Raw genomic sequence first — 19,590 nt, 5'->3', positions numbered from 1 at the left:
CTCGTACCGGCCGTCATCAATTAGTTTGGACCCATGTCCGACACCAATACGCACGGCCGTGCCCGTCTCGACCAGCTGCCTGAATGGCACGCTCTGGGCAAACACCGCGAAGAGCTGGGGGAGGTGCGGCTGCGCGATCTGTTCGACGAGGATCCGCAGCGCGCCGACCGGTACTCCCTGCAGGTCGGTGACCTGCACCTGGACTACTCCAAGCACCTGGTGACCGACGAGACACTGCGCCTGCTGCGCGAGTTGGCGGCGTCGAGCGGCGTGGCCGAACTGCGCGACGCGATGTTCCGCGGCAAGCGGATCAACGTCACGGAGGACCGCGCGGTGCTGCACACCGCGCTGCGCGCCCCGCGCTCCGCCGTCATCGAGGTCGACGGCCATGACGTCGTGCCCGCCGTGCACGCGGTCCTCAGCAAGATGTCCGTCTTCACCGACCGCATCCGCTCCGGCGAGTGGACCGGCCACACCGGCCGGCGCATCACCAACGTCGTCAACATCGGCATCGGCGGCTCCGACCTGGGCCCGGCGATGGCGTACGAGGTGCTCCGCCCGTACACCGACCGCGGGCTGACGTTCCGCTTCGTGTCCAACGTCGACGGCGCCGACCTGCACGAGGCGCTGCGCGATCTGGACCCGGCCGAGACGCTGTTCATCATCGCCTCGAAGACGTTCACCACCATCGAGACCATCACCAACGCCACCTCCGCCCGCAACTGGCTGCTGACCGGCCTGAACGCCGACACCTCGGCCGTCGCCAAGCACTTCGTCGCCCTGTCCACGAACGCGGAGAAGGTCACCGAGTTCGGCATCGACCCGGCGAACATGTTCGAGTTCTGGGACTGGGTCGGCGGCCGGTACTCCTTCGACTCGGCGATCGGCCTGTCGCTGATGCTCGCCATCGGCCCGGACAACTTCCGCGAGATGCTGGCCGGCTTCCATCTGGTGGACGAGCACTTCCGCTACGCCCCGCCGGAGGAGAACGTCCCGCTCCTGCTCGGCCTGTTGGGCGTCTGGTACGGCGGTTTCCACGACGCCCAGTCGCACGCGGTCCTCCCGTACAGCCACTACCTGTCGAGGTTCACCGCGTACCTGCAGCAGCTGGACATGGAGTCCAACGGCAAGTCCGTGGACCGGCAGGGCAACCCGGTGAGCTGGCAGACCGGGCCGGTGGTCTGGGGCACCCCGGGCACCAACGGCCAGCACGCCTACTACCAGCTGCTGCACCAGGGCACCAAGGTCATCCCCGCGGACTTCATCGGCTTCGCCAACCCCATCGGCGAACTCGGCCCGCTCGCCGACCAGCACGACCTGCTGATGGCCAACTTCTTCGCGCAGACGCAGGCGCTGGCCTTCGGCAAGACGCCGGAAGAGGTCGCGGCGGAGGGCGTGCCCGCCGAGCTGGTGCCGCACAAGACGTTCCGCGGCAACCACCCGACGACCACCATCCTGGCCACCGAGCTGAGCCCGTCGGTGCTCGGCCAGCTGATCGCGCTCTACGAGCACAAGGTGTTCGTCCAGGGCGCGGTGTGGAACATCGACTCCTTCGACCAGTGGGGAGTCGAGCTGGGCAAGGTGCTCGCCAAGCGGATCGAGCCTGCGCTCAGCGAAGGGGCGACCATTCCCGGCCTGGACGGGTCCACCGAGGCGCTGGTCCGGCGCTACCGGGAGCTGCGCGGCCGCTGAGCAACCCCTGAACGACCGCCGGCCGGGCTGATGTTCAGCCCGGCCGGCGACCGCTGCGCCCAAGTCGGCGGTACCGCTACGCCGAAGCCGGCGGGTACAGCTGCGGCGGCAGCTTCGCCGCCGCGGCCCGGTCCAGCAGCCACAGCGTGCGGCGGCGGCCGTGCGCCCCGGCCGCCGGTGCCTGGATCTCGCCCGCGCCGGACAGCGCCATCGCGACCGCGTTGGCCTTGTCCTCGCCCGCCGCGAGCAGCCACACCTCGCGAGCCGCGCGGATCGCCGGAAGGGTCAGCGAGATCCGGGTCGGCGGCGGCTTGGGCGCTCCGTGCACGCCCACCACCGTCCGCTCCGTCTCGCGTACCGCCGGGTGCTCGGGGAAGAGCGACGCGACATGGGTGTCGGGGCCGACCCCCAGCATCAGCACGTCGAACGTCGGCACCGGGCCGTGGTCCTCCGGCCCGGACGCCTTGGCGAGCTCGACCGCGTAGCCGGCCGCCGCGGCGTCGACGTCACGGCCGTGGGTGCCGTCGGACGCGGGCATGGCGTGCACCCGCGCCGGATCGACCGGCACCGAGTCGAGCAGGATCTCCCGGGCCTGGGTGACATTGCGCTCGGGATCACCCTCCCGCTCGAACCGCTCGTCGCCCCACCACAGGTCCAGCCGTGCCCAGTCCACCGCGTCCCGCGCCGGGGAGCCGGCCAGTGCGGCGAGCAGCGCGTTGCCGTTGCGACCGCCCGTCAGCACCACAGAGGCGGAGCCGCGGGCGGCCTGGGCATCCACGATCTTCGTGATCAGCCGGGCCGCCGCGGCCTTCGCCATCAGCTCCTTGTCGCGGTGGACGACGACCTGCGGCGTGCTCATGTGGAGCTCGTGCGCTTGGCCGTCGTCGCCTTCTTCGCCGGCGCGGCCTTCTTGGCAGGAGCCTTGGCCGGAGCCGCGGCGGCGCCGGCACCCTTGGCACCCTTGGCGTCCTTGTCCGGGATGATCAGCTCGACCACGTCGACCGGTTCGCCCGAGTCCTTCGACCCGGTGTCGGCCAGCCGGCCGACGCCGAACTTCACCGTCGACCGGTAGATGTCGTCCGGGTCCAGCCGCCGCAGCTCCTCGGCGATCAGCTCGGCGGTCTCGCGCCGCTTGAGCGCCACATGACGGTCCGGCTGCCCCGGCATGGCCAGCTCGGCCAACAGGCCGTCCGGCCGGTCCAGCCGGATCTCGCCGTCGGCGGTGACCAGCTGCACGCCGGTGATACCGGGTCCGTCCGAGACCCTGCGCTCCACCGAGATGTTCAGCCGGTCGGCGAGCCACAGCGCGAGCAGTTCGGTGCTCGGGTTGTAGGCCTCGCCCTCCACGGCCGCGGAGACGATCCTGGAGTGCTTCTGGTCCAGGGCCGCGGCCAGCATGCTGCGCCACGGGGTGATCCGGGTCCAGGCCAGGTCGGTGTCGCCGGGGGCGTACGTGGCGGCGCGCTCACCGAGCGCGGCCACCGGGTCCTCGGCCGCGGCGGCGTCGGTGATCCGGCGCTGCCCGAGCCGTCCCAGCGGGTCCTCGGCGGGCTTGGCGGGCGACTCCTCCGGCCACCACACCACGACCGGGGCGTCCGGCAGCAGCAGCGGCAGCACCACGGACTCGGCGTGGTTGGCCAGCTCGCCGTGCATCCGCAGCACGACGGTCTCGCCGGTGCCGGAGTCGGAGCCGACCAGTACCTCGGCGTCCAGCCGTGCCTTCGCGCGGTCGCGCGGTGAGCGGCCGGGCCGCTTGATGACGGCCAGGATCCGGGACGGGTGCTCCCTCGACGCGTCACTGGCCGACTTGAGGGCGTCGTAGGCGCTTCCCTCGTCGGTGACGATGACCAGGGTGAGCACCATGCCGACGGCCGGGGTGCCGATGGCGCGGCGGGCGTCGATGAGCCCGGCGTTGATACGGGACGACGTGGTGTCCGTCAGATCGATCCTCATGGCCGGCGCCAGCTCCTACCGTCTCGTGCGAGCATCTCGTCCGCCTCCGCCGGTCCCCAGGTGCCCGCGGCGTACTGGGCGGGCTTGCCGTGCGTGTCCCAGTACTTCTCGATCGGGTCGAGGATGTTCCAGGACAGCTCGACCTCCTGGTGACGGGGGAAGAGGTTGGCATCGCCGAGCAGCACATCGAGGATGAGCCGCTCGTACGCCTCGGGGCTGGACTCGGTGAAGGACTCGCCGTAGGCGAAGTCCATCGTCACGTCCCGGACCTCCATCGAGGTGCCGGGCACCTTCGAGCCGAAGCGCACCGTCACGCCCTCGTCCGGCTGCACCCGGATGACCAGGGCGTTCTGCCCCAGTTCCTCGGTGGATCCGGCCTCGAAGGGCAGATACGGGGCACGCTTGAAGACCACCGCGATCTCGGTGACCCGGCGGCCGAGCCGCTTGCCGGTGCGCAGGTAGAACGGGACTCCGGCCCAGCGGCGGTTGTTGATCTCCAGCTTGACCGCCGCGAAGGTGTCGGTCTTCGACCTGGGGTCGATGCCCTCTTCCTCGAGGTAACCCACGACCTCCTCGCCGCCCTGCCAGGCGTGCGCGTACTGGCCGCGTACCGTGTGCGCGCCCAGGTCCTTGGGCAGCTCCACGGCGCCGAGCACCTTGAGCTTCTCGGCGACCAGGGCCTTCGGGTGGAAGGAGCCGGGCTCCTCCATCGCGGTCAGCGCGAGCAGCTGCAGCAGGTGGTTCTGGATGACGTCACGGGCGGCGCCGATGCCGTCGTAGTACCCGGCCCGGCCGCCGATGCCGATGTCCTCGGCCATGGTGATCTGTACGTGGTCGACGTACGACCGGTTCCAGATCGGCTCGAACATCGTGTTGGCGAAGCGCAGCGCCAGGATGTTCTGGACCGTCTCCTTGCCCAGGTAGTGGTCGATCCTGAAGACCTCGTTGGGCGGGAAGACGTCGTGCACCAGCTGGTTGAGCTCCTGCGCGCTCTCCAGGTTGTGCCCGAACGGCTTCTCGATGACCGCGCGCCGCCAGGACTCGCCCTGCCCCTCGGACAGGCCGTGCTTCTTGAGCTGCTGCACGACATTGGGGAAGAACTTCGGCGGTACGGAGAGGTAGAAGGCGAAGTTGCCGCCGGTGCCGCGCGCCTTGTCGAGCTCGTTTATCGTCGACTTCAGCTTCTCGAAGGCGGTGTCGTCGTCGAACTCGCCCTGCACGAAGCGGCAGCCTTCGGCGAGCTGCTGCCAGACCTCCTCGCGGAAGGGGGTACGGGCGTGCTCCTTGACCGCGTCGTGGACCTCCTGTGCGAAGTCCTCGTCCTCCCAGCTCCTGCGGGCGAAGCCGATGAGCGCGAAGCCCGGTGGCAGCAGACCGCGGTTGGCGAGGTCGTACACGGCAGGCATCAACTTTTTACGGGACAAATCGCCCGTGACGCCGAAAATGACCAGGCCGGACGGCCCCGCGATACGCGGGAGCCGCCGGTCCTGTGCGTCACGCAGCGGATTGCTGCTGGTCAACTCATGCCTCCACGGGCGTCTGACGCTTGAGTACCGCCGAAGTGGAGTCCAGCAGTTCGTTCCAGGAGGCCTCGAACTTCTCGACGCCCTCGTCCTCGAGCAGCTGCACCACGTCGTCGTACGAGATACCGAGAGCCGCCAGCGCGTCGAGCTCGGCCTGAGCCTTCTCGTACGTGCCACGGATGGTGTCGCCGGTGACCTCGCCGTGGTCGGCGGTGGCCTCCATGGTGGCTTCCGGCATGGTGTTGACGGTGTTCGGGGCGACCAGCTCGGTCACGTAGAGCGTGTCCGGGTAGGCCGGGTCCTTGACACCCGTCGAGGCCCACAGCGGGCGCTGCTTGTTGGCACCCGACTTCTCCAGCGCGTTCCAGCGGTCCGAGCTGAAGACCTCTTCGTACGCCTGGTAGGCGAGCCGGGCGTTGGCCACCGCGGCCTTGCCCTTCAGCGCCTTGGCCTCGTCGCTGCCGAGCTTGTCCAGACGCTTGTCGATCTCGCTGTCGACGCGGGAGACGAAGAAGGACGCGACCGAGTGGATCTTCGCGAGCTCCAGGCCGGCGGCCTTGGCCTTCTCCAGACCCGCCAGGTAGGCGTCCATGACCTCGCGGTAGCGGGCCAGCGAGAAGATCAGCGTCACGTTCACGCTGATGCCCCGGCCGATGACCTCGGTGATCGCCGGCAGGCCGGCCTTGGTCGCCGGGATCTTGATGAGGGTGTTCGGCCGGTCGACGAGCCAGGCGAGCTGCTTGGCCTCGGCGACGGTGGCCGCGGTGTTGTGGGCCAGGCGCGGGTCCACCTCGATGGAGACCCGGCCGTCCTGGCCCTCGGTGCGGTCGAAGACCGGCCGCAGGATGTCGGCGGCGTCGCGGACGTCCGCCGTGGTGATCATGCGGATGGCCTCTTCGACCGTGAGCTTGCGAACCGCCAGATCGGCGAGCTGGCTCTCGTAGCCGTCGCCGCCGGCGATCGCCTTCTGGAAGATCGACGGGTTGGTGGTGACGCCCACGACGTGCTGCTGGTCGATCAGCTCGGCCAGGTTCCCGGACGTGATCCGCTTGCGGGACAGGTCGTCCAGCCAGATCGCGACGCCTTCGTCGGAGAGGCGCTTGAGTGCGTCTGTCATGGAAATTACATCTCCTACTGGTCGGGTGCGGGTCGTCAGCGGTTGGCCGTGGCGACGGCCTCGATGGACTGCCGGGCGGCGTTGGCGACCGCGTCGGCGGTGAAGCCGAACTCGCGGAAAAGGATCTTGGCGTCGGCCGAGGCACCGAAGTGCTCCAGGCTGATGATCCGGCCGTGGGCGCCGGTGTAGCGGTGCCACGTCAGGCCGATACCGGCCTCGACCGCGACCCGCGCCTTGACGTCCGGGAGCAGCACGCTGTCGCGGTACGCCATGTCCTGCTCCTCGAACCACTCCACGGACGGCATCGAGACGACACGCGTCGGGATCCCGTCGGCCTGCAGCGCCTCGCGGGCCTCGACGGCCAGCTGCACCTCGGAGCCGGTGGCGATGAGGATGACCTCGGGCCGGCCGCCCTCGGCGTCGAACATCACGTAGCCGCCCTTGGCCGCGTGCTCGTTCGCCGCGTAGGTCGGCACGCCCTGGCGGGTGAGCGCCAGACCGTGCGGAGCGGGCTTGGAGTCGTGGCGCTTGAGGATCTCGCGCCAGGCGATCGCCGTCTCGTTGGCGTCGGCCGGACGGACGATGTTCAGGCCCGGGATCGCGCGCAGTACGGCCAGGTGCTCGACCGGCTGGTGCGTCGGGCCGTCCTCGCCGAGGCCGACGGAGTCGTGGGTCCACACGTACGTCACCGGCAGCTGCATGAGCGCGGCCAGTCGCACGGCCGGGCGCATGTAGTCGGAGAACACCAGGAAGGTGCCGCCGTAGATGCGGGTGTTGCCGTGCAGCGCGATGCCGTTCATCGTCGAGCCCATGGCGTGCTCGCGGATGCCGTAGTGCACCGTGCGGCCGTACGGGTCGGCGCCCGACAGCGGGTTGCCCACCGGGAGGAAGGACGAGCCGCTGTCGATCGTGGTGTTGTTGGAGCCCGCGAGGTCGGCCGAGCCGCCCCACAGCTCCGGTACGACCGCGCCGAGCGCCTGCAGGACCTTGCCGGAGGCGGCACGGGTCGCGAGGCCCTTGCCGGTCTCGAAGGACGGCAGCGCCTTCTCCCAGCCGTCGGGCAGCTCGCCGGCGGAGATCCGGTCGAAGTCGGCCGCGCGCTCCGGGTTGGCGTCGCGCCACTCCTGGAACCGCTTGCCCCAGACGGCGTGCGCCTCGCGGCCGCGGTCGGCCACCTCGCGGGCGTGCGACAGCACCGCGTCCTCGACCTCGAAGGCCTTCGCGGGGTCGAAGCCCAGCACCTTCTTGGTCTCGGCGACCTCTTCGTCACCCAGTGCCGAGCCGTGCGCGGCCTCGGTGTTCTGCGCGTGCGGGGCCGGCCAGGCGATGATCGAGCGGGCCGCGATGAACGAGGGCCGCGAGGTCTCGGCCTGGGCCGCCTTCAGTGCCTTGTACAGGCCCTGCGGGTCCAGGTCGCCGTTGGGCAGCTGCTCGACGCGCTGGACGTGCCAGCCGTACGCCTCGTAGCGCTTGAGGGTGTCCTCGCTGACGGCCGTCTCGGTGTCGCCCTCGATGGAGATGTGGTTGTCGTCCCAGAGCAGGACGAGGTTGCCGAGCTTCTGGTGCCCGGCGAGCGAGGACGCCTCGGCGGAGACACCCTCCTGCAGGCAGCCGTCACCGGCGATGATCCAGACGGTGTGGTCGAACGGGGAGGTGCCCGCCGCCGCGTCCGGGTCGAACAGGCCGCGCTCGTAGCGGGCCGCCATCGCCATGCCGACGCCGTTGGCGATGCCCTGGCCGAGCGGTCCCGTGGTGGTCTCCACGCCGACCGTGTGGCCGTGCTCCGGGTGGCCCGGGGTCTTGCTGCCCCAGGTGCGGAACGCCTTCAGATCGTCCAGCTCCAGGCCGTATCCGGCCAGGTAGAGCTGGATGTAGAGCGTCAGGCTGGAGTGACCGGCCGACAGGACGAAACGGTCGCGACCGGTCCAGTCGGGATCCGACGGATCGTGCCGCATCAGCTTCTGGAACAACAGGTACGCGGCGGGCGCGAGGCTCATGGCCGTGCCGGGATGGCCGTTGCCGACCTTCTGCACGGAATCCATGGCCAGGACACGAGCGGTATCAACGGCCCGCTTGTCCAGATCGGTCCACTCAAGGTCTGTGGTGGTCGGCTTGGTGCTCACCCTGGTTCAGGGCTCCTTTCCACATGTTGAGATGCCGGTGACGTGGCGCCTACCCGGCGTGGTCGAGCCTACCGCCGCACGGGCGTGCACCTTTTCGAGCGGGCTGTTCGACCCTCCGGACGCCCACCCCGAAGCACTGCTCCGGGGCAGCGACCCCGGCGGCACTTCGGGCAACCAGGACCCACGCACAGCCATTCCCGGCCTGCCGGGATACTGACAGCCTGCCCCGGCCCGGCCGCGTTCGCCTCCTGAACATGCGGCGAAGGCCGGGTGGCAACACGGGTCACCCCCCGGGGCGGGCGGAGTATTCCGTACGTCTACAGTGGCGTGGTACGCGCAAGGACTTACCGGACCTTCACGTCTGGGACCGGGACTTGCTGGACTTAATCCTCTCCAGGGGTGTTTGTGACGGCCGTCGAATCCCGACCCGCAGGGGTCATCGGGACGAGCCCCGGACAGCGGCCGTTCGCGGCTCGTGTCATGGCGTTCGTGGCGCTGACCAAGCCACGCATTATCGAACTGCTGCTCATCACGACCGTTCCGGTGATGTTCCTGGCGGCGGGTGGCGTCCCTGATCTGTGGCTGGTGCTGACGACCGTCGTGGGCGGTTATCTGTCGGCGGGCGGTGCGAACGCGCTCAACATGTACATCGACCGCGACATCGACGCCCTGATGCACCGCACCGAGCAGCGTCCGCTGGTCACCGGCATGGTGTCGCCGCGCGAGGGGCTGATCTTCGGCATCGCGCTCTCCGTGGTCTCCACGGTCTGGTTCGCGGTCCTGGTGAACACGCTCTCGGCGGCCCTGTCGCTGACGGCCATCCTCTTCTACGTCTTCGTGTACACGCTCGGCCTCAAGCGCCGCACCGCGCAGAACATCGTGTGGGGCGGCATCGCGGGCTGCATGCCGGTCTTCATCGGCTGGTCCGCGGTGACGAACTCCGTCTCGTGGGCCGCGCTGGTCCTCTTCCTGGTGATCTTCTTCTGGACGCCGCCGCACTACTGGCCGCTGTCGATGAAGGTCAAGGACGACTACGAGCGGGTGGGTGTGCCCATGCTGCCGGTCGTCGCCGGCAACCTGGTCGTCGCGCGCCAGATCGTCATCTACAGCTGGGTGATGGTGATCGTCTCGCTGGCCCTGTGGTGGCCGCTGGGCGAGACCTCCTGGCTGTACCCGGTGGCCGCGGTGCTGCTCGGCGCGATGTGGCTCAAGGAGGCGCACGGCCTCTACCGCCGGGCGAAGGCCGGGGTCAGCGGCGCGAAGCTGAAGGAGATGCGGCTGTTCCACTGGTCCATCACCTACCTCTCGCTGCTCTTCGTCGTCGTGGCCGTGGATCCTTTCCTTCACTGATTACCGACGGGTAGCATCTGCCTCATGGCTGAGACCGCGCAGAACACCGTGGAAGAGACCGAGAAGGCGGACCCGCGCGCCGAGCGCCGCACCGCCAGGCTGGCGAAGCAGATCGGCGCCTTCGCCAAGAGCCACGGCGGCGGCGCCGAGGCGAACATCGCCTACATCGGTGGGATCGGCGCCCGCATCGTCCTGGTCGGCGAGAACGGCGAATGGGGCGACCTGGTGGCCCCCACGTACGCCATGGCCCGCGACGCCGTCGAGCGCGCCGGAGTCACCGTGCACGAGGACTTCGACGGCGAATTCGCCGCCAAGGTGCGCACCGGCCCGTACGAGTGGTCGCGGATGGCCGGAATCCAGATCGGCGGTCCCAGCAACGCCTGACGCCCCGCCCGCACGTACGACCTGGGGAGCGACAGGGGGCGGGCTCCCGGCGCCCGCTGATCCGCCCCCTATCGCTCCCCGGGTCGTTAGGGACCATAGGAAGCGGTCCCGGCGGGCGGCGCGAGGAGTCAGTGATGCTGGAGCTGCCACCTTTGGTGGACGCGCACGGCCACGGGGTGGTCCCCGGGGAGTTGGGCCTCGGCTCGTTCGAGGCGCTCCTGTCGGGCGCCGCCGCGCCCCGCACCACCCTCTTCGACAGCCCGGCCGGCTTCGCCGTACGCCGCTGGTGCCCGCCGCTGCTGGGCCTGCAACCGCACTGCACCCCCGCGCACTACCTGGCCGGGCGCCGGGAGCTGGGCGCGTACGAGGCCACCCGGCGGCTGCTGCGCGGCACCGGGATCGGCGCCTACCTGGTGGACGCGGGAGCGCCGTACGGGGACGGTGCCGCTGATCCGCCGCCCGCCGCACCGCCCGCCGATCTCACCTCGGCCAAGGAACTGGGCGCGGCAGGGGAGGCCGCGGCGTACGAGATCGTCCGGCTGGAACCGCTGGCGCAACAGGTCGCCGACACCTCGGGGACCGTCGGGGCGTTCCTGGCGAACGTCGCCGAGGCGGTGCACGGAGCGGCCAGGAGCGCCGTCGCGTTCTCGGTGGCCGACACCTGTCCGGCCGGATTCCCGGCCGGCCCGCCCGACGCCGGACCGGTACGCCGCGCGGCCGGGGCATGGCTGGCGGGGCGTACGGCCGGCGGACCGCTCACCGACCCCTTACTCCTGCGCCATCTGGTGTGGAACGCCGTCGCCACCGGTCTGCCGCTGCAGATCCGCGGCCCGGCGGGCGCCGACCCGCTGCGGCTCACCGGCTTTCTGCGCGCCACCGCGGGCCTCGGCACCGACGTGGTACTGCTGCACGGATTCCCGAACCACCGGCCCACCGCCCGGCTGGCGGCCACCTTCCCGCACGTCTACACGGACATCGGCTCGGCGCCGGCGGCCTCGGCCCTGGCCGAGACGCTGGAACTGGCGCCCTTCGGCAAGGTGCTCTTCTCGACCGGGGCGTACGCGCTGCCCGAGCTGTACGTGACCGGGGTGCGGATCTTCCGGGAGGCGCTGGAGCGGCTGGTCACCGACCGGGTGGCCGCCGGGGCCTGGACGGCGGCCGACGCACAGCGCGTCGCGGACATGATCGCCGCGGGCAACGCACGGCGGGTGTACGGGCTGGAGCGCGTCGGCCCCGGGCGCTCAGACCGCGGACGCGAGCGCTGACCCGGACTGCGCCGGACCCGGGACACCGGACTGCTTCAGCGGGCGCTCGCGCATCGACAGCACGACCCGCAGCACCCCGATCCAGATCAGAGCCGAGCCGAGCATGTGCAGCCCGACCAGGATCTCCGGCAGGTGCGTGAAGTACTGCACGTAGCCGATGACGCCCTGCGCCATCAGTACGAGGAACAGATCCCGCGTACGGGCCCTCGGCCCGGCGGGCGCGTCCACGGCGCGCAGCACGAACCACAGCGCGAGCGTGAGGGCCACCACGACCCAGGCGAGGTCCGCGTGCAGCTGCGCGACGGTCTTCCAGTCGAGCGCGATCCGATGCACCTTGCTGGAGGCGCCGGGGTGCGGGCCCGCGCCGCTCACGATGGTGCCGGCCGCGATCAGCGCCACGCTCGCCGCGGTCAGTACCCAGGCCAGCTGCTGCACCGGCTTGCCGACCAGCGGGCGGGGCTCGCAGTCGCCCTCCCGGGCGCGCTGCCACATCAGTACCGCGACGGTGATGAGCGCGGTGCTGAGCAGGAAGTGCGTGGAGACGATGTACGGGTTGAGCTTGGTCAGCACGGTCAGCCCGCCCCACACCGCGTTGCCCATCACGACCCAGAACTGCGCCCAGCCCAGCCGGGTCAGGCTGCGCCGACGCGGGTTCGCGCAGCGTGCGGCGATGATCGCCCAGCCGACCGCCGCGCTCAGCACGTACGTCAGCAGGCGGTTGGTGACCTCGATCGTGTGATTGATGCCCATCGCACGGGTGCCCAGGAGGCTGTCACCGTTGCAGGTGGGCCAGGTCGGGCAGCCCAGCCCGGAGCCGGTCAGCCGCACCGCGCCGCCGGTGGCCACGATGACCACCGACATCACCAGGGCGGCCAGCGTCGCCCGGCGGACCGTCGCGGCGGACGGTGTCCAGCGCCGGTCGAGACAGGCGAGCGGATTACGGGCGACTTCGGGCAACTTCGGCACGCGCCCATCGTAAGCGGCGGCTTGTGCAACATTTCACGAGGGGGTCGGGCGCCATGCCGCACGCTTAACATCGAGCGGAGAATCCGCGACTGGGGGAAATATGACAACCGACAAGAGCGGTTCGGTCAACCGGCGGAGAATGCTCTACGGGGGCGCCGCGGTGGTCGCCGGCGCCGGCATCGCCGGGTACGCGAGCGGGGAGTGGAACGCTCCCGCGGCGGCGTCGGGCAACGCCGACCATCCCGGAGTGGCGGACGTCATGGCCGACTTCGGGGCCAAGGGCGACGGGAAGACGGACGACAGCGCGGCCTTCGCCGCCGCGTACGCCTACGCCGAGTCGCGGATCTCGGGCGGCGTGGGACACACCGTGATCGACGTGCCGCCGGGGGTATACCTGATCACCAAACCCGGCGCGATGCTCGCCGGCGACAAACCGGACAAGCGCGCCAGCGGTCTGCGGTTCCGCGGCGGGGGGATGCGGATCAGCGAGATCGTCTTCGCGCCGGAGTCGCCCAAGGACGCCTACCTGTGCCGCAACAACAACATGTGGAGCAACATCTCCTTCGAGGGACTGCGCTTCACCTCGGGCACGCCCGGCGCGTCGTTCTTCTCCTCGTACTCCACCGGCTGGGCCCAGAACTACCGCTTCTCGGAGTGCGAGTGGATGGGGGAGTGGGAGTACGGTCTCGCGCTGGACGGCACCAACAACAACTCGGAGATGCGCTGGGAGGCCTGCCGGGTGGGCGGCGCCTACCGCAAGGCGTTCCTCTACTCCGGGCTCTCCAAGCGGTCGGAGAAGCGCGAGCAGCAGGACCAGTTCCTCAACTACTGGTTCACCGACATGACCGTCACCTACGACTGGGGCAACTTCCTGGAGTTCCCCTACGGCGGCTCGATCACCTGCCGCAGCGGCAGCTACATCATCACCGGCCGCCGCCCCACCCCCCACCCGGAGTACGGGTTCGAGAGCTCCTTCTTCCGCTTCCCGCGCGCCTCGCACTTCGACTCCGTGCAGCGCTTCCACGCCGAGGACATCCGCTTCGAGATACGCGACCCGGCCGTCGTGGTCATCGACTGCGAGTGGAGCAGCGGCACGGTCCACTTCAACGACTGCGACGACACGTCCCAGTCGTACAAGCAGTACTCGGACGGCCTCAGCGCGCACCGCTACAACATCGGTGCGAGCGGCCCCCTGGTGCGGTACGACATGTGCCAGCTCTCGGGAGCCCACCAGTTCCGGCCCGTCGCCGGTGCGCAGCTGCCGACCAGCGTGCGCTACGACATGTGCCGGATCGTCGACCACGGCGCGGACACGTTCATCGCCGCCGGCTCGCACGACAAGAAGTTCGCCCGCTTCGTCGACTGCATCATGCCCGGCTGAGGATCTCTTCCGGAGGACACGTCACTCCCACTTGCGCCGGGCCCGTCACTCCCACTTGAAGAAGCGCGCCGCCGCGCCGAGCCCCACGACCGCCCACACCAGCAGGATCGCCAGGTTGCCCCAGGGCATGCCCGCGCCGTCCCGCAGCACGTCCCGCAGGCCGTCGGAGAGGGCGGAGACCGGCAGCAGCCGCAGCGCGTCCTGCGCCGCGCCCGGGAACCTGTCCAGCGGCACGATGATCCCGCCGCCGACCAGCAGCAGCAGGAAGACGAGGTTGGCGGCGGCGAGCGTCGCCTCCGCCCTGAGCGTGCCGGCCATCAGCAGGCCGAGCCCCGAGAAGGCGGCGGTGCCCAGCACGAGCAGCAGCACCACGAAGAACGGGTTTCCGTGCGGCGACCAGCCCAGCGCGAACGCGATCGCCGTCAGCAGCACGAGCTGCAGCACCTCGGTGACCAGCACCGAGCCGGTCTTCGCGGTCATCAGCGCCCAGCGCGGCAGCGGCGAGGCGCCGAGCCGCTTCAGGACGCCGTAGCGGCGCTCGAAGCCGGTGGCGATGGCCTGGCCGGTGAACGCGGTGGACAGCACGGCGAGGGCCAGGATGCCGGGAGCCAGGAAGTCGACGGCCTTGCCCGTGCCGGTGTCGACGATCGAGACGGCGCTGAACAGCACGAGCAGCAGCGCCGGGATCACGACCGTCAGCAACAGCTGCTCACCGTTGCGCAGCAGCATCCTGGTCTCGAACGCCGTCTGCGCGCCGATCATGCGGGGCAGCGGCGCCACGCCCGGGTCCGGAACGAATGTTCCGGCGGCCCCGGCGGCCGTGCCCGCCGCGCTCCCTGCCGTGTTCTCTGCCGTCGTCACGCGCGCAGCTCCTTGCCGGTCAATTCCAGGAAAACGTCCTCCAGAGTGCGGCGCTCGACCGCCAGGCCGTCCGGCATGACGCCCTGCTGCGCGCACCAGGAGGTGACGGTGGCGAGCAGCTGGGGGCCGACGGCGCCCTCGATGCGGTAGCTGCCCTGCGTCAGCTCGGCCGCCGCGGTGCCGTCCGGCAGCGCCTTGAGCAGGGAGCCGAGGTCGAGGCCGGGGCGGCCGGTGAAGCGAAGGGTGTTCTCGGCACCGCCCCGGCACAGCTCCTCGGGCGTGCCGTGGGCGAGGGACCGGCCGTGGTCGATGATCACGACCTGATCGGCGAGCTGCTCCGCCTCGTCCATGAAGTGGGTGGTGAGCACGACGGTCACCCCGTCGGCGCGCAGCTCCCGTACGAGGTCCCAGGTGGCGCGGCGAGCCTGCGGGTCGAGCCCGGCGGTCGGCTCGTCGAGGAAGACCAGTTCGGGGCGGCCGACGACGGCCATGGCGAGCGCGAGCCGCTGCTGCTGCCCGCCGGACAGCCGGCGGTACGGGGTGCGGCCGCAGGACTCCAGGCCCAGCCGCTCGATGAGCAGCGCGGGGTCGACCGGGCGGGCGTGCAGCGCGGCGGTGTGCCGCAGCATCTCCTCGGCGCGTGCCCCGGGGTAAACGCCGCCGGACTGCAGCATCACGCCGATGCGCGGCCGCAGCGCGGCGCCCTCGGTGGCCGGGTCGAGGCCCAGCACCCGGACGGTCCCGGCGTCGGCGCGCCGGTACCCCTCGCAGGTTTCGACGGTGGTGGTCTTGCCCGCGCCGTTCGGCCCGAGCACGGCGGTGACCGAGCCGGCCGCCACCGCCAGGTCCAGACCGTCCACCGCGGCCTTGTCGCCGTACCGCTTGACCAGGCCGGTGATCTCCACCGCCGGTGGCTGACTGGTGCTGCCGCTTCGCATGCCTGTGAGTCTAAGGAGCGCCGGTCGGTGCCCAGAACCCGGCCATGGCGGGGCGGTCGGCGGGTGGACCGAAAGCGGCGATCAAAGATCTTGATTCAGCAATTCCGCAGGTCAACTTAGGTTCGCCTAAGTGACGAACTCCACCGGGAGTCGAATCCGGCATGGGTTGCCGGGGCCTGATGAATTACGCAACAATGAAGTTGTGAAAAACGTCGGCGCGGCCCAGGAGGAGCAGACGACCGGGGAGCGGAGTACCCGCAACCGGGTCGCCCGGTCGATCCTGGACCACGGTCCCTCGACCACCGCCGACCTGGCGGAGCGGCTGGGCCTCACCCAGGCCGCCGTCCGCCGCCACCTGGACCATCTCGTCGCGGAGAACATCGTCGAGCCGCGCGAGCAGCGGGTCTACGGAGCACGCACCCGAGGACGTCCCGCCAAGGTCTTCTCGCTCACCGACTGCGGGCGCGACGCCTTCGACCAGGCGTACGACCAGATCGCGGCCGACGCGCTGCGCTGGATCGCCCAGTCCGCCGGCGGCGGGGAGACGGGCGATGCCGCGGTCACCGCGTTCGCCCGGGCCCGGGTCGCCAAGCAGGCGGACCGCTACCGTGCCGCCGTCGAGGCGGCGGAGCCCGCCGAGCGCACTCAGGCGCTCGCCAGGGCCTTGAGCGAGGACGGGTACGCTGCTACCACCCGCAGCGCGTCGGCCGTAGCCGGCGCGCGGGAGCCCGCCGGCGAGCAGCTCTGCCAGCACCACTGCCCCGTGGCGCACATCGCCGAAGAGTTCCCGCAGCTGTGTGAGGCGGAGGCCGAGGTCTTCTCCCACCTGCTCAGAACCCACGTTCAGCGGCTGGCCACCATCGCCCACGGCGACGGCGTCTGCACGACGTACATCCCGCAGCACCCGCACCACCAGTCACCACAGCACGCCAATACCGCAGTGAATGCCAATACCGCAGTGAACAACGCATCCGCCAGTACGGCCGGGAGGAACCCCGCATGACTGCTCCCACGGAGACCACGCACCCGGAACTCGATGGACTGGGCACGTACGAGTTCGGCTGGTCCGACTCGGACGCGGCCGGTACCAACGCCCGGCGTGGAATCAACGAGGATGTCGTGCGCGACATCTCCGCGAAGAAATCCGAGCCGGAGTGGATGCTGAAGCTGCGGCTCAAGGGCCTGAAGCTGTTCGGCAAGAAGCCCATGCCGACCTGGGGCTCGGACCTCAGTGGCATTGATTTCGACAACATCAAGTACTTCGTGCGCTCCACCGAGAAGCAGGCCGCTTCCTGGGAGGATCTGCCCGAGGACATCAAGAACACCTATGACCGGCTGGGCATCCCGGAGGCCGAGAAGCAGCGCCTCGTCGCCGGTGTCGCCGCCCAGTACGAGTCCGAGGTCGTCTACCACCAGATCCGTGAGGATCTGGAGGAGCAGGGCGTCATCTTCCTCGACACCGACACGGCGCTGAAGCAGTACCCGGAGATGTTCCAGGAGTACTTCGGCACCGTCATTCCGGTGGGTGACAACAAGTTCGCCTCGCTGAACTCGGCCGTGTGGTCCGGCGGATCGTTCATCTACGTCCCCAAGGGCGTGCATGTCGACATCCCGCTGCAGGCCTACTTCCGTATCAACACGGAGAACATGGGCCAGTTCGAGCGGACGCTGATCATCGTCGACGAGGACGCCTACGTCCACTACGTCGAGGGCTGCACCGCGCCGGTCTACTCCTCGGACTCGCTGCACAGCGCCGTGGTCGAGATCATCGTGAAGAAGGGCGGCCGCTGCCGCTACACGACCATCCAGAACTGGTCGAACAACGTCTACAACCTGGTCACCAAGCGCGCGGTCGCCTACGAGGGCGCCACGATGGAGTGGGTCGACGGCAACATCGGCTCCAAGGTGACCATGAAGTACCCGGCCGTCTACCTGATGGGCGAGCACGCCAAGGGCGAGACCCTGTCCATCGCCTTCGCGGGCGAGGGCCAGCACCAGGACGCCGGCGCGAAGATGGTGCACATGGCGCCGAACACGTCGTCCAACATCGTCTCGAAGTCCGTGGCGCGCGGCGGCGGCCGTACCTCCTACCGCGGTCTCATCGAGATCGGCGAGGGCGCGGCCGGATCCAAGTCCAACGTGCTCTGTGACGCCCTGCTCGTCGACACGATCTCCCGCTCGGACACGTACCCGTACGTGGACGTCCGCGAGGACGATGTCTCCATGGGCCACGAGGCGACCGTCTCGAAGGTCTCCGACGACCAGCTCTTCTACCTGATGAGCCGCGGTATGACGGAGTTCGAGGCGATGGCGATGATCGTGCGCGGCTTCGTTGAGCCGATCGCGCGCGAGCTGCCGATGGAGTACGCGCTGGAGCTGAACCGCCTGATCGAGCTGCAGATGGAAGGCTCCGTCGGCTAGTACGACGTCTCCGTACGGGCGCTCCCGGGTGCCCGTACGGCTCGACGGCCTGTCCACCAGCGACGCGACGACGTTCATCCAGAAAGAGAGCAGTACGACAAGCCATGGCTGACAACATCCCTGCCGGCAGCACCACCGAAGGTGCCATCACGGTGGGCCACCCCGCCGATGCCCGGGTCAGCGCCGCGCCGTCCTACGACGTGGCCGACTTCCCGGTGCCGCACGGTCGCGAGGAGGAGTGGCGTTTCACTCCCCTGGAGCGGCTGCGCGGCCTGCACGACGGCACCGCGAAGGCCAACGGCGGCCTGCGGGTCGACGTGACCGCCCCCGAGGGCGTCATCGTCGAGACGGTGGACCGCACCGACGCCCGCGTCGGCAAGGCCGGCAAGCCGGCGGACCGCGTCGTGGCCCAGGCGTTCAGCTCCTTCGAGAAGGCCTCGGTCGTCTCGATCCCCAAGGACGTCGTGCTCGCCGAGCCGGTCCGGATCGCCGTGCACGGCGAGGGCGGCACCGCCTACGGCCACCAGATCATCGAGATCGGCGCCTTCGCCGAGGCCGTCGTGGTCATCGACCACACCGGTGACGCCACACTCGCCGCCAACGTCGAGTACCTGATCGGCGACGGCGCCAAGCTCACCGTCGTCTCGGTCCAGGACTGGGACGACAGCGCGGTGCACGTCGCCCAGCACACCGCGCTGGTCGGCCGCGACGCCAGCTTCAAGTCCGTGATCGTCACCTTCGGCGGCGACGTGGTCCGGCTCCACCCGCGGGTCATCTACGGTGCCCCGGGCGGCGACGCCGAGCTGTTCGGCCTGTACTTCACCGACGAGGGCCAGCACCAGGAGCACCGGCTCTTCATCGACCACGACGAGCCGCACTGCCGCAGCAACGTCGCCTACAAGGGCGCGCTGCAGGGCAAGGACGCGCACGCGGTCTGGATCGGCGACGTCCTCATCCGCGCCGCCGCCGAGGGCACGGACACCTACGAGCTCAACCGCAACCTGATCCTCACGGACGGCGCGCGGGTCGACTCGGTCCCGAACCTGGAGATCGAGACCGGCGAGATCGCCGGCGCCGGACACGCCTCGGCGACCGGCCGCTTCGACGACGAGCAGCTCTTCTACCTCATGTCCCGCGGCATCCCGACCGCCGAGGCCCGCCGCCTCGTCGTTCGCGGCTTCTTCGGCGAGCTGGTCCAGCAGATCGGCCTGCCCGACCTCGAGGAGCGCCTGATGGCGAAGATCGACGCGGAGCTGGAGGCATCCGTCTGATGACCACGGTCCAAGGTGCCCAAGGCTTTGTCGTCGTCTGCTCGCTGAGCGAGCTGGAGGACGACACCCCCAAGCGCGTCGAAATCGACGGCACACCGGTATCCCTGGTGCGCACCGAGGGCGAGGTGTTCGCGATCAACGACATCTGCTCGCACGCGAACGTCTCCCTCTCGGAGGGCGAGGTCGAGGACTGCCAGATCGAGTGCTGGCTGCACGGCTCCAGCTTCGACCTGCGCACCGGTAAGCCGTCAGGGTTGCCCGCCACGCGGCCCGTACCCGTATACCCCGTAAAGATCATCGGCGACGACGTGCTCGTCTCCGTCACCCAGGAGTCCTGAGGCACCC

Annotated in this window: 17 protein-coding genes; 9 read left to right on the top strand and 8 right to left on the bottom strand. The window is 70.0% G+C overall.

Annotation, left to right across the window (positions count from 1 at the left end; genetic code table 11):
* Window positions 1–33 precede the first annotated feature (33 nt).
* Window positions 34–1,692, top strand: coding sequence for a glucose-6-phosphate isomerase (gene pgi, locus AC07DC_RS26095; protein WP_478916916.1), 1,659 nt, complete (start codon window positions 34–36; stop codon window positions 1,690–1,692).
* Between the two features lie 76 nt (window positions 1,693–1,768).
* Here pgi and pgl read toward each other — a convergent pair whose 3' ends face one another.
* Genes pgl through tkt form a run of 5 tightly spaced genes read right to left on the bottom strand, consistent with a single transcriptional unit; the run spans window position 1,769 to window position 8,408 of the window.
* Window positions 1,769–2,551, bottom strand: a complete 783-nt coding sequence (gene pgl / locus AC07DC_RS26090) for a 6-phosphogluconolactonase (protein WP_478916915.1) — start codon at window positions 2,549–2,551, stop codon at window positions 1,769–1,771.
* Window positions 2,548–3,645, bottom strand: coding sequence for a glucose-6-phosphate dehydrogenase assembly protein OpcA (gene opcA, locus AC07DC_RS26085; protein ID WP_478916914.1), 1,098 nt, complete (start codon window positions 3,643–3,645; stop codon window positions 2,548–2,550). The genes pgl and opcA overlap by 4 nt, the downstream gene beginning before the upstream one ends.
* Window positions 3,642–5,165 carry a glucose-6-phosphate dehydrogenase gene (gene zwf, locus AC07DC_RS26080; protein WP_478916913.1) on the bottom strand — a complete coding sequence of 508 codons (1,524 nt, stop codon included), beginning with the start codon at window positions 5,163–5,165 and terminating at the stop codon, window positions 3,642–3,644. Before zwf ends, opcA begins: the two co-directional genes overlap by 4 nt.
* Before the next feature lies 1 nt (window position 5,166).
* Window positions 5,167–6,285, bottom strand: a complete 1,119-nt coding sequence (tal, locus tag AC07DC_RS26075; RefSeq protein ID WP_478916912.1) for a transaldolase — start codon at window positions 6,283–6,285, stop codon at window positions 5,167–5,169.
* Between the two features lie 35 nt (window positions 6,286–6,320).
* Window positions 6,321–8,408: a transketolase gene (gene tkt / locus AC07DC_RS26070; protein ID WP_478916911.1), complete on the bottom strand. Its 2,088-nt coding sequence runs from the start codon at window positions 8,406–8,408 to the stop codon at window positions 6,321–6,323.
* Window positions 8,409–8,813: 405 nt separating this feature from the next.
* Between tkt and AC07DC_RS26065 the strand changes: the two genes are divergently transcribed.
* The 3 genes from AC07DC_RS26065 (at window position 8,814) to AC07DC_RS26055 (ending at window position 11,407) form a co-directional block, all read left to right on the top strand.
* A complete protein-coding gene (locus AC07DC_RS26065) occupies window positions 8,814–9,758 on the top strand; it encodes a heme o synthase (RefSeq protein ID WP_478916910.1) in 945 nt (314 codons plus the stop codon).
* A gap of 24 nt (window positions 9,759–9,782) precedes the next feature.
* On the top strand, window positions 9,783–10,142 hold the full coding sequence (locus AC07DC_RS26060) for a hypothetical protein (protein ID WP_478916908.1): 360 nt from the start codon (window positions 9,783–9,785) through the stop codon (window positions 10,140–10,142).
* Window positions 10,143–10,276: 134 nt separating this feature from the next.
* A complete protein-coding gene (locus AC07DC_RS26055; protein ID WP_478916907.1) occupies window positions 10,277–11,407 on the top strand; it encodes an amidohydrolase family protein in 1,131 nt (376 codons plus the stop codon).
* On the opposite strand, the gene AC07DC_RS26050 is transcribed toward AC07DC_RS26055, so the two are convergent.
* Window positions 11,384–12,373: a COX15/CtaA family protein gene (locus tag AC07DC_RS26050; RefSeq protein ID WP_478916906.1), complete on the bottom strand. Its 990-nt coding sequence runs from the start codon at window positions 12,371–12,373 to the stop codon at window positions 11,384–11,386. The two genes, AC07DC_RS26055 and AC07DC_RS26050, sit on opposite strands and share 24 nt — an antisense overlap.
* A gap of 100 nt (window positions 12,374–12,473) precedes the next feature.
* On the opposite strand from AC07DC_RS26050, the gene AC07DC_RS26045 reads away from it, so the two are divergent.
* Window positions 12,474–13,754 (top strand): glycosyl hydrolase family 28-related protein, encoded by a 1,281-nt coding sequence (locus AC07DC_RS26045; protein ID WP_478916905.1) that lies wholly within the window; start codon window positions 12,474–12,476, stop codon window positions 13,752–13,754.
* A 45-nt stretch (window positions 13,755–13,799) separates the two neighbouring features.
* Here AC07DC_RS26045 and AC07DC_RS26040 read toward each other — a convergent pair whose 3' ends face one another.
* Window positions 13,800–14,516, bottom strand: coding sequence for an ABC transporter permease (locus tag AC07DC_RS26040; protein WP_478917118.1), 717 nt, complete (start codon window positions 14,514–14,516; stop codon window positions 13,800–13,802).
* Between the two features lie 95 nt (window positions 14,517–14,611).
* Complete coding sequence (locus tag AC07DC_RS26035) at window positions 14,612–15,553, bottom strand: ABC transporter ATP-binding protein (protein ID WP_478916904.1); 942 nt, start codon at window positions 15,551–15,553, stop codon at window positions 14,612–14,614.
* Window positions 15,554–15,755: 202 nt separating this feature from the next.
* Here AC07DC_RS26035 and AC07DC_RS26030 point away from each other — a divergent pair, with 202 nt between their 5' ends.
* The 4 genes from AC07DC_RS26030 (at window position 15,756) to AC07DC_RS26015 (ending at window position 19,583) form a co-directional block, all read left to right on the top strand.
* On the top strand, window positions 15,756–16,556 hold the full coding sequence (locus AC07DC_RS26030) for a helix-turn-helix transcriptional regulator (protein ID WP_478916903.1): 801 nt from the start codon (window positions 15,756–15,758) through the stop codon (window positions 16,554–16,556).
* A complete protein-coding gene (gene sufB, locus AC07DC_RS26025) occupies window positions 16,553–17,974 on the top strand; it encodes a Fe-S cluster assembly protein SufB (protein WP_478916902.1) in 1,422 nt (473 codons plus the stop codon). Before AC07DC_RS26030 ends, sufB begins: the two co-directional genes overlap by 4 nt.
* Before the next feature lie 104 nt (window positions 17,975–18,078).
* A complete protein-coding gene (gene sufD, locus AC07DC_RS26020; RefSeq protein ID WP_478916901.1) occupies window positions 18,079–19,245 on the top strand; it encodes a Fe-S cluster assembly protein SufD in 1,167 nt (388 codons plus the stop codon).
* Window positions 19,245–19,583, top strand: coding sequence for a non-heme iron oxygenase ferredoxin subunit (locus AC07DC_RS26015; RefSeq protein ID WP_478916900.1), 339 nt, complete (start codon window positions 19,245–19,247; stop codon window positions 19,581–19,583). The genes sufD and AC07DC_RS26015 overlap by 1 nt, the downstream gene beginning before the upstream one ends.
* The last annotated feature ends 7 nt before the right edge of the window (window positions 19,584–19,590 follow it).

Source organism: Streptomyces sp. NPDC045021 (assembly GCF_056432645.1).
Note: the sequence above shows the minus strand (reverse complement) of the source record. Positions and strands in the feature narration are given on the sequence as shown.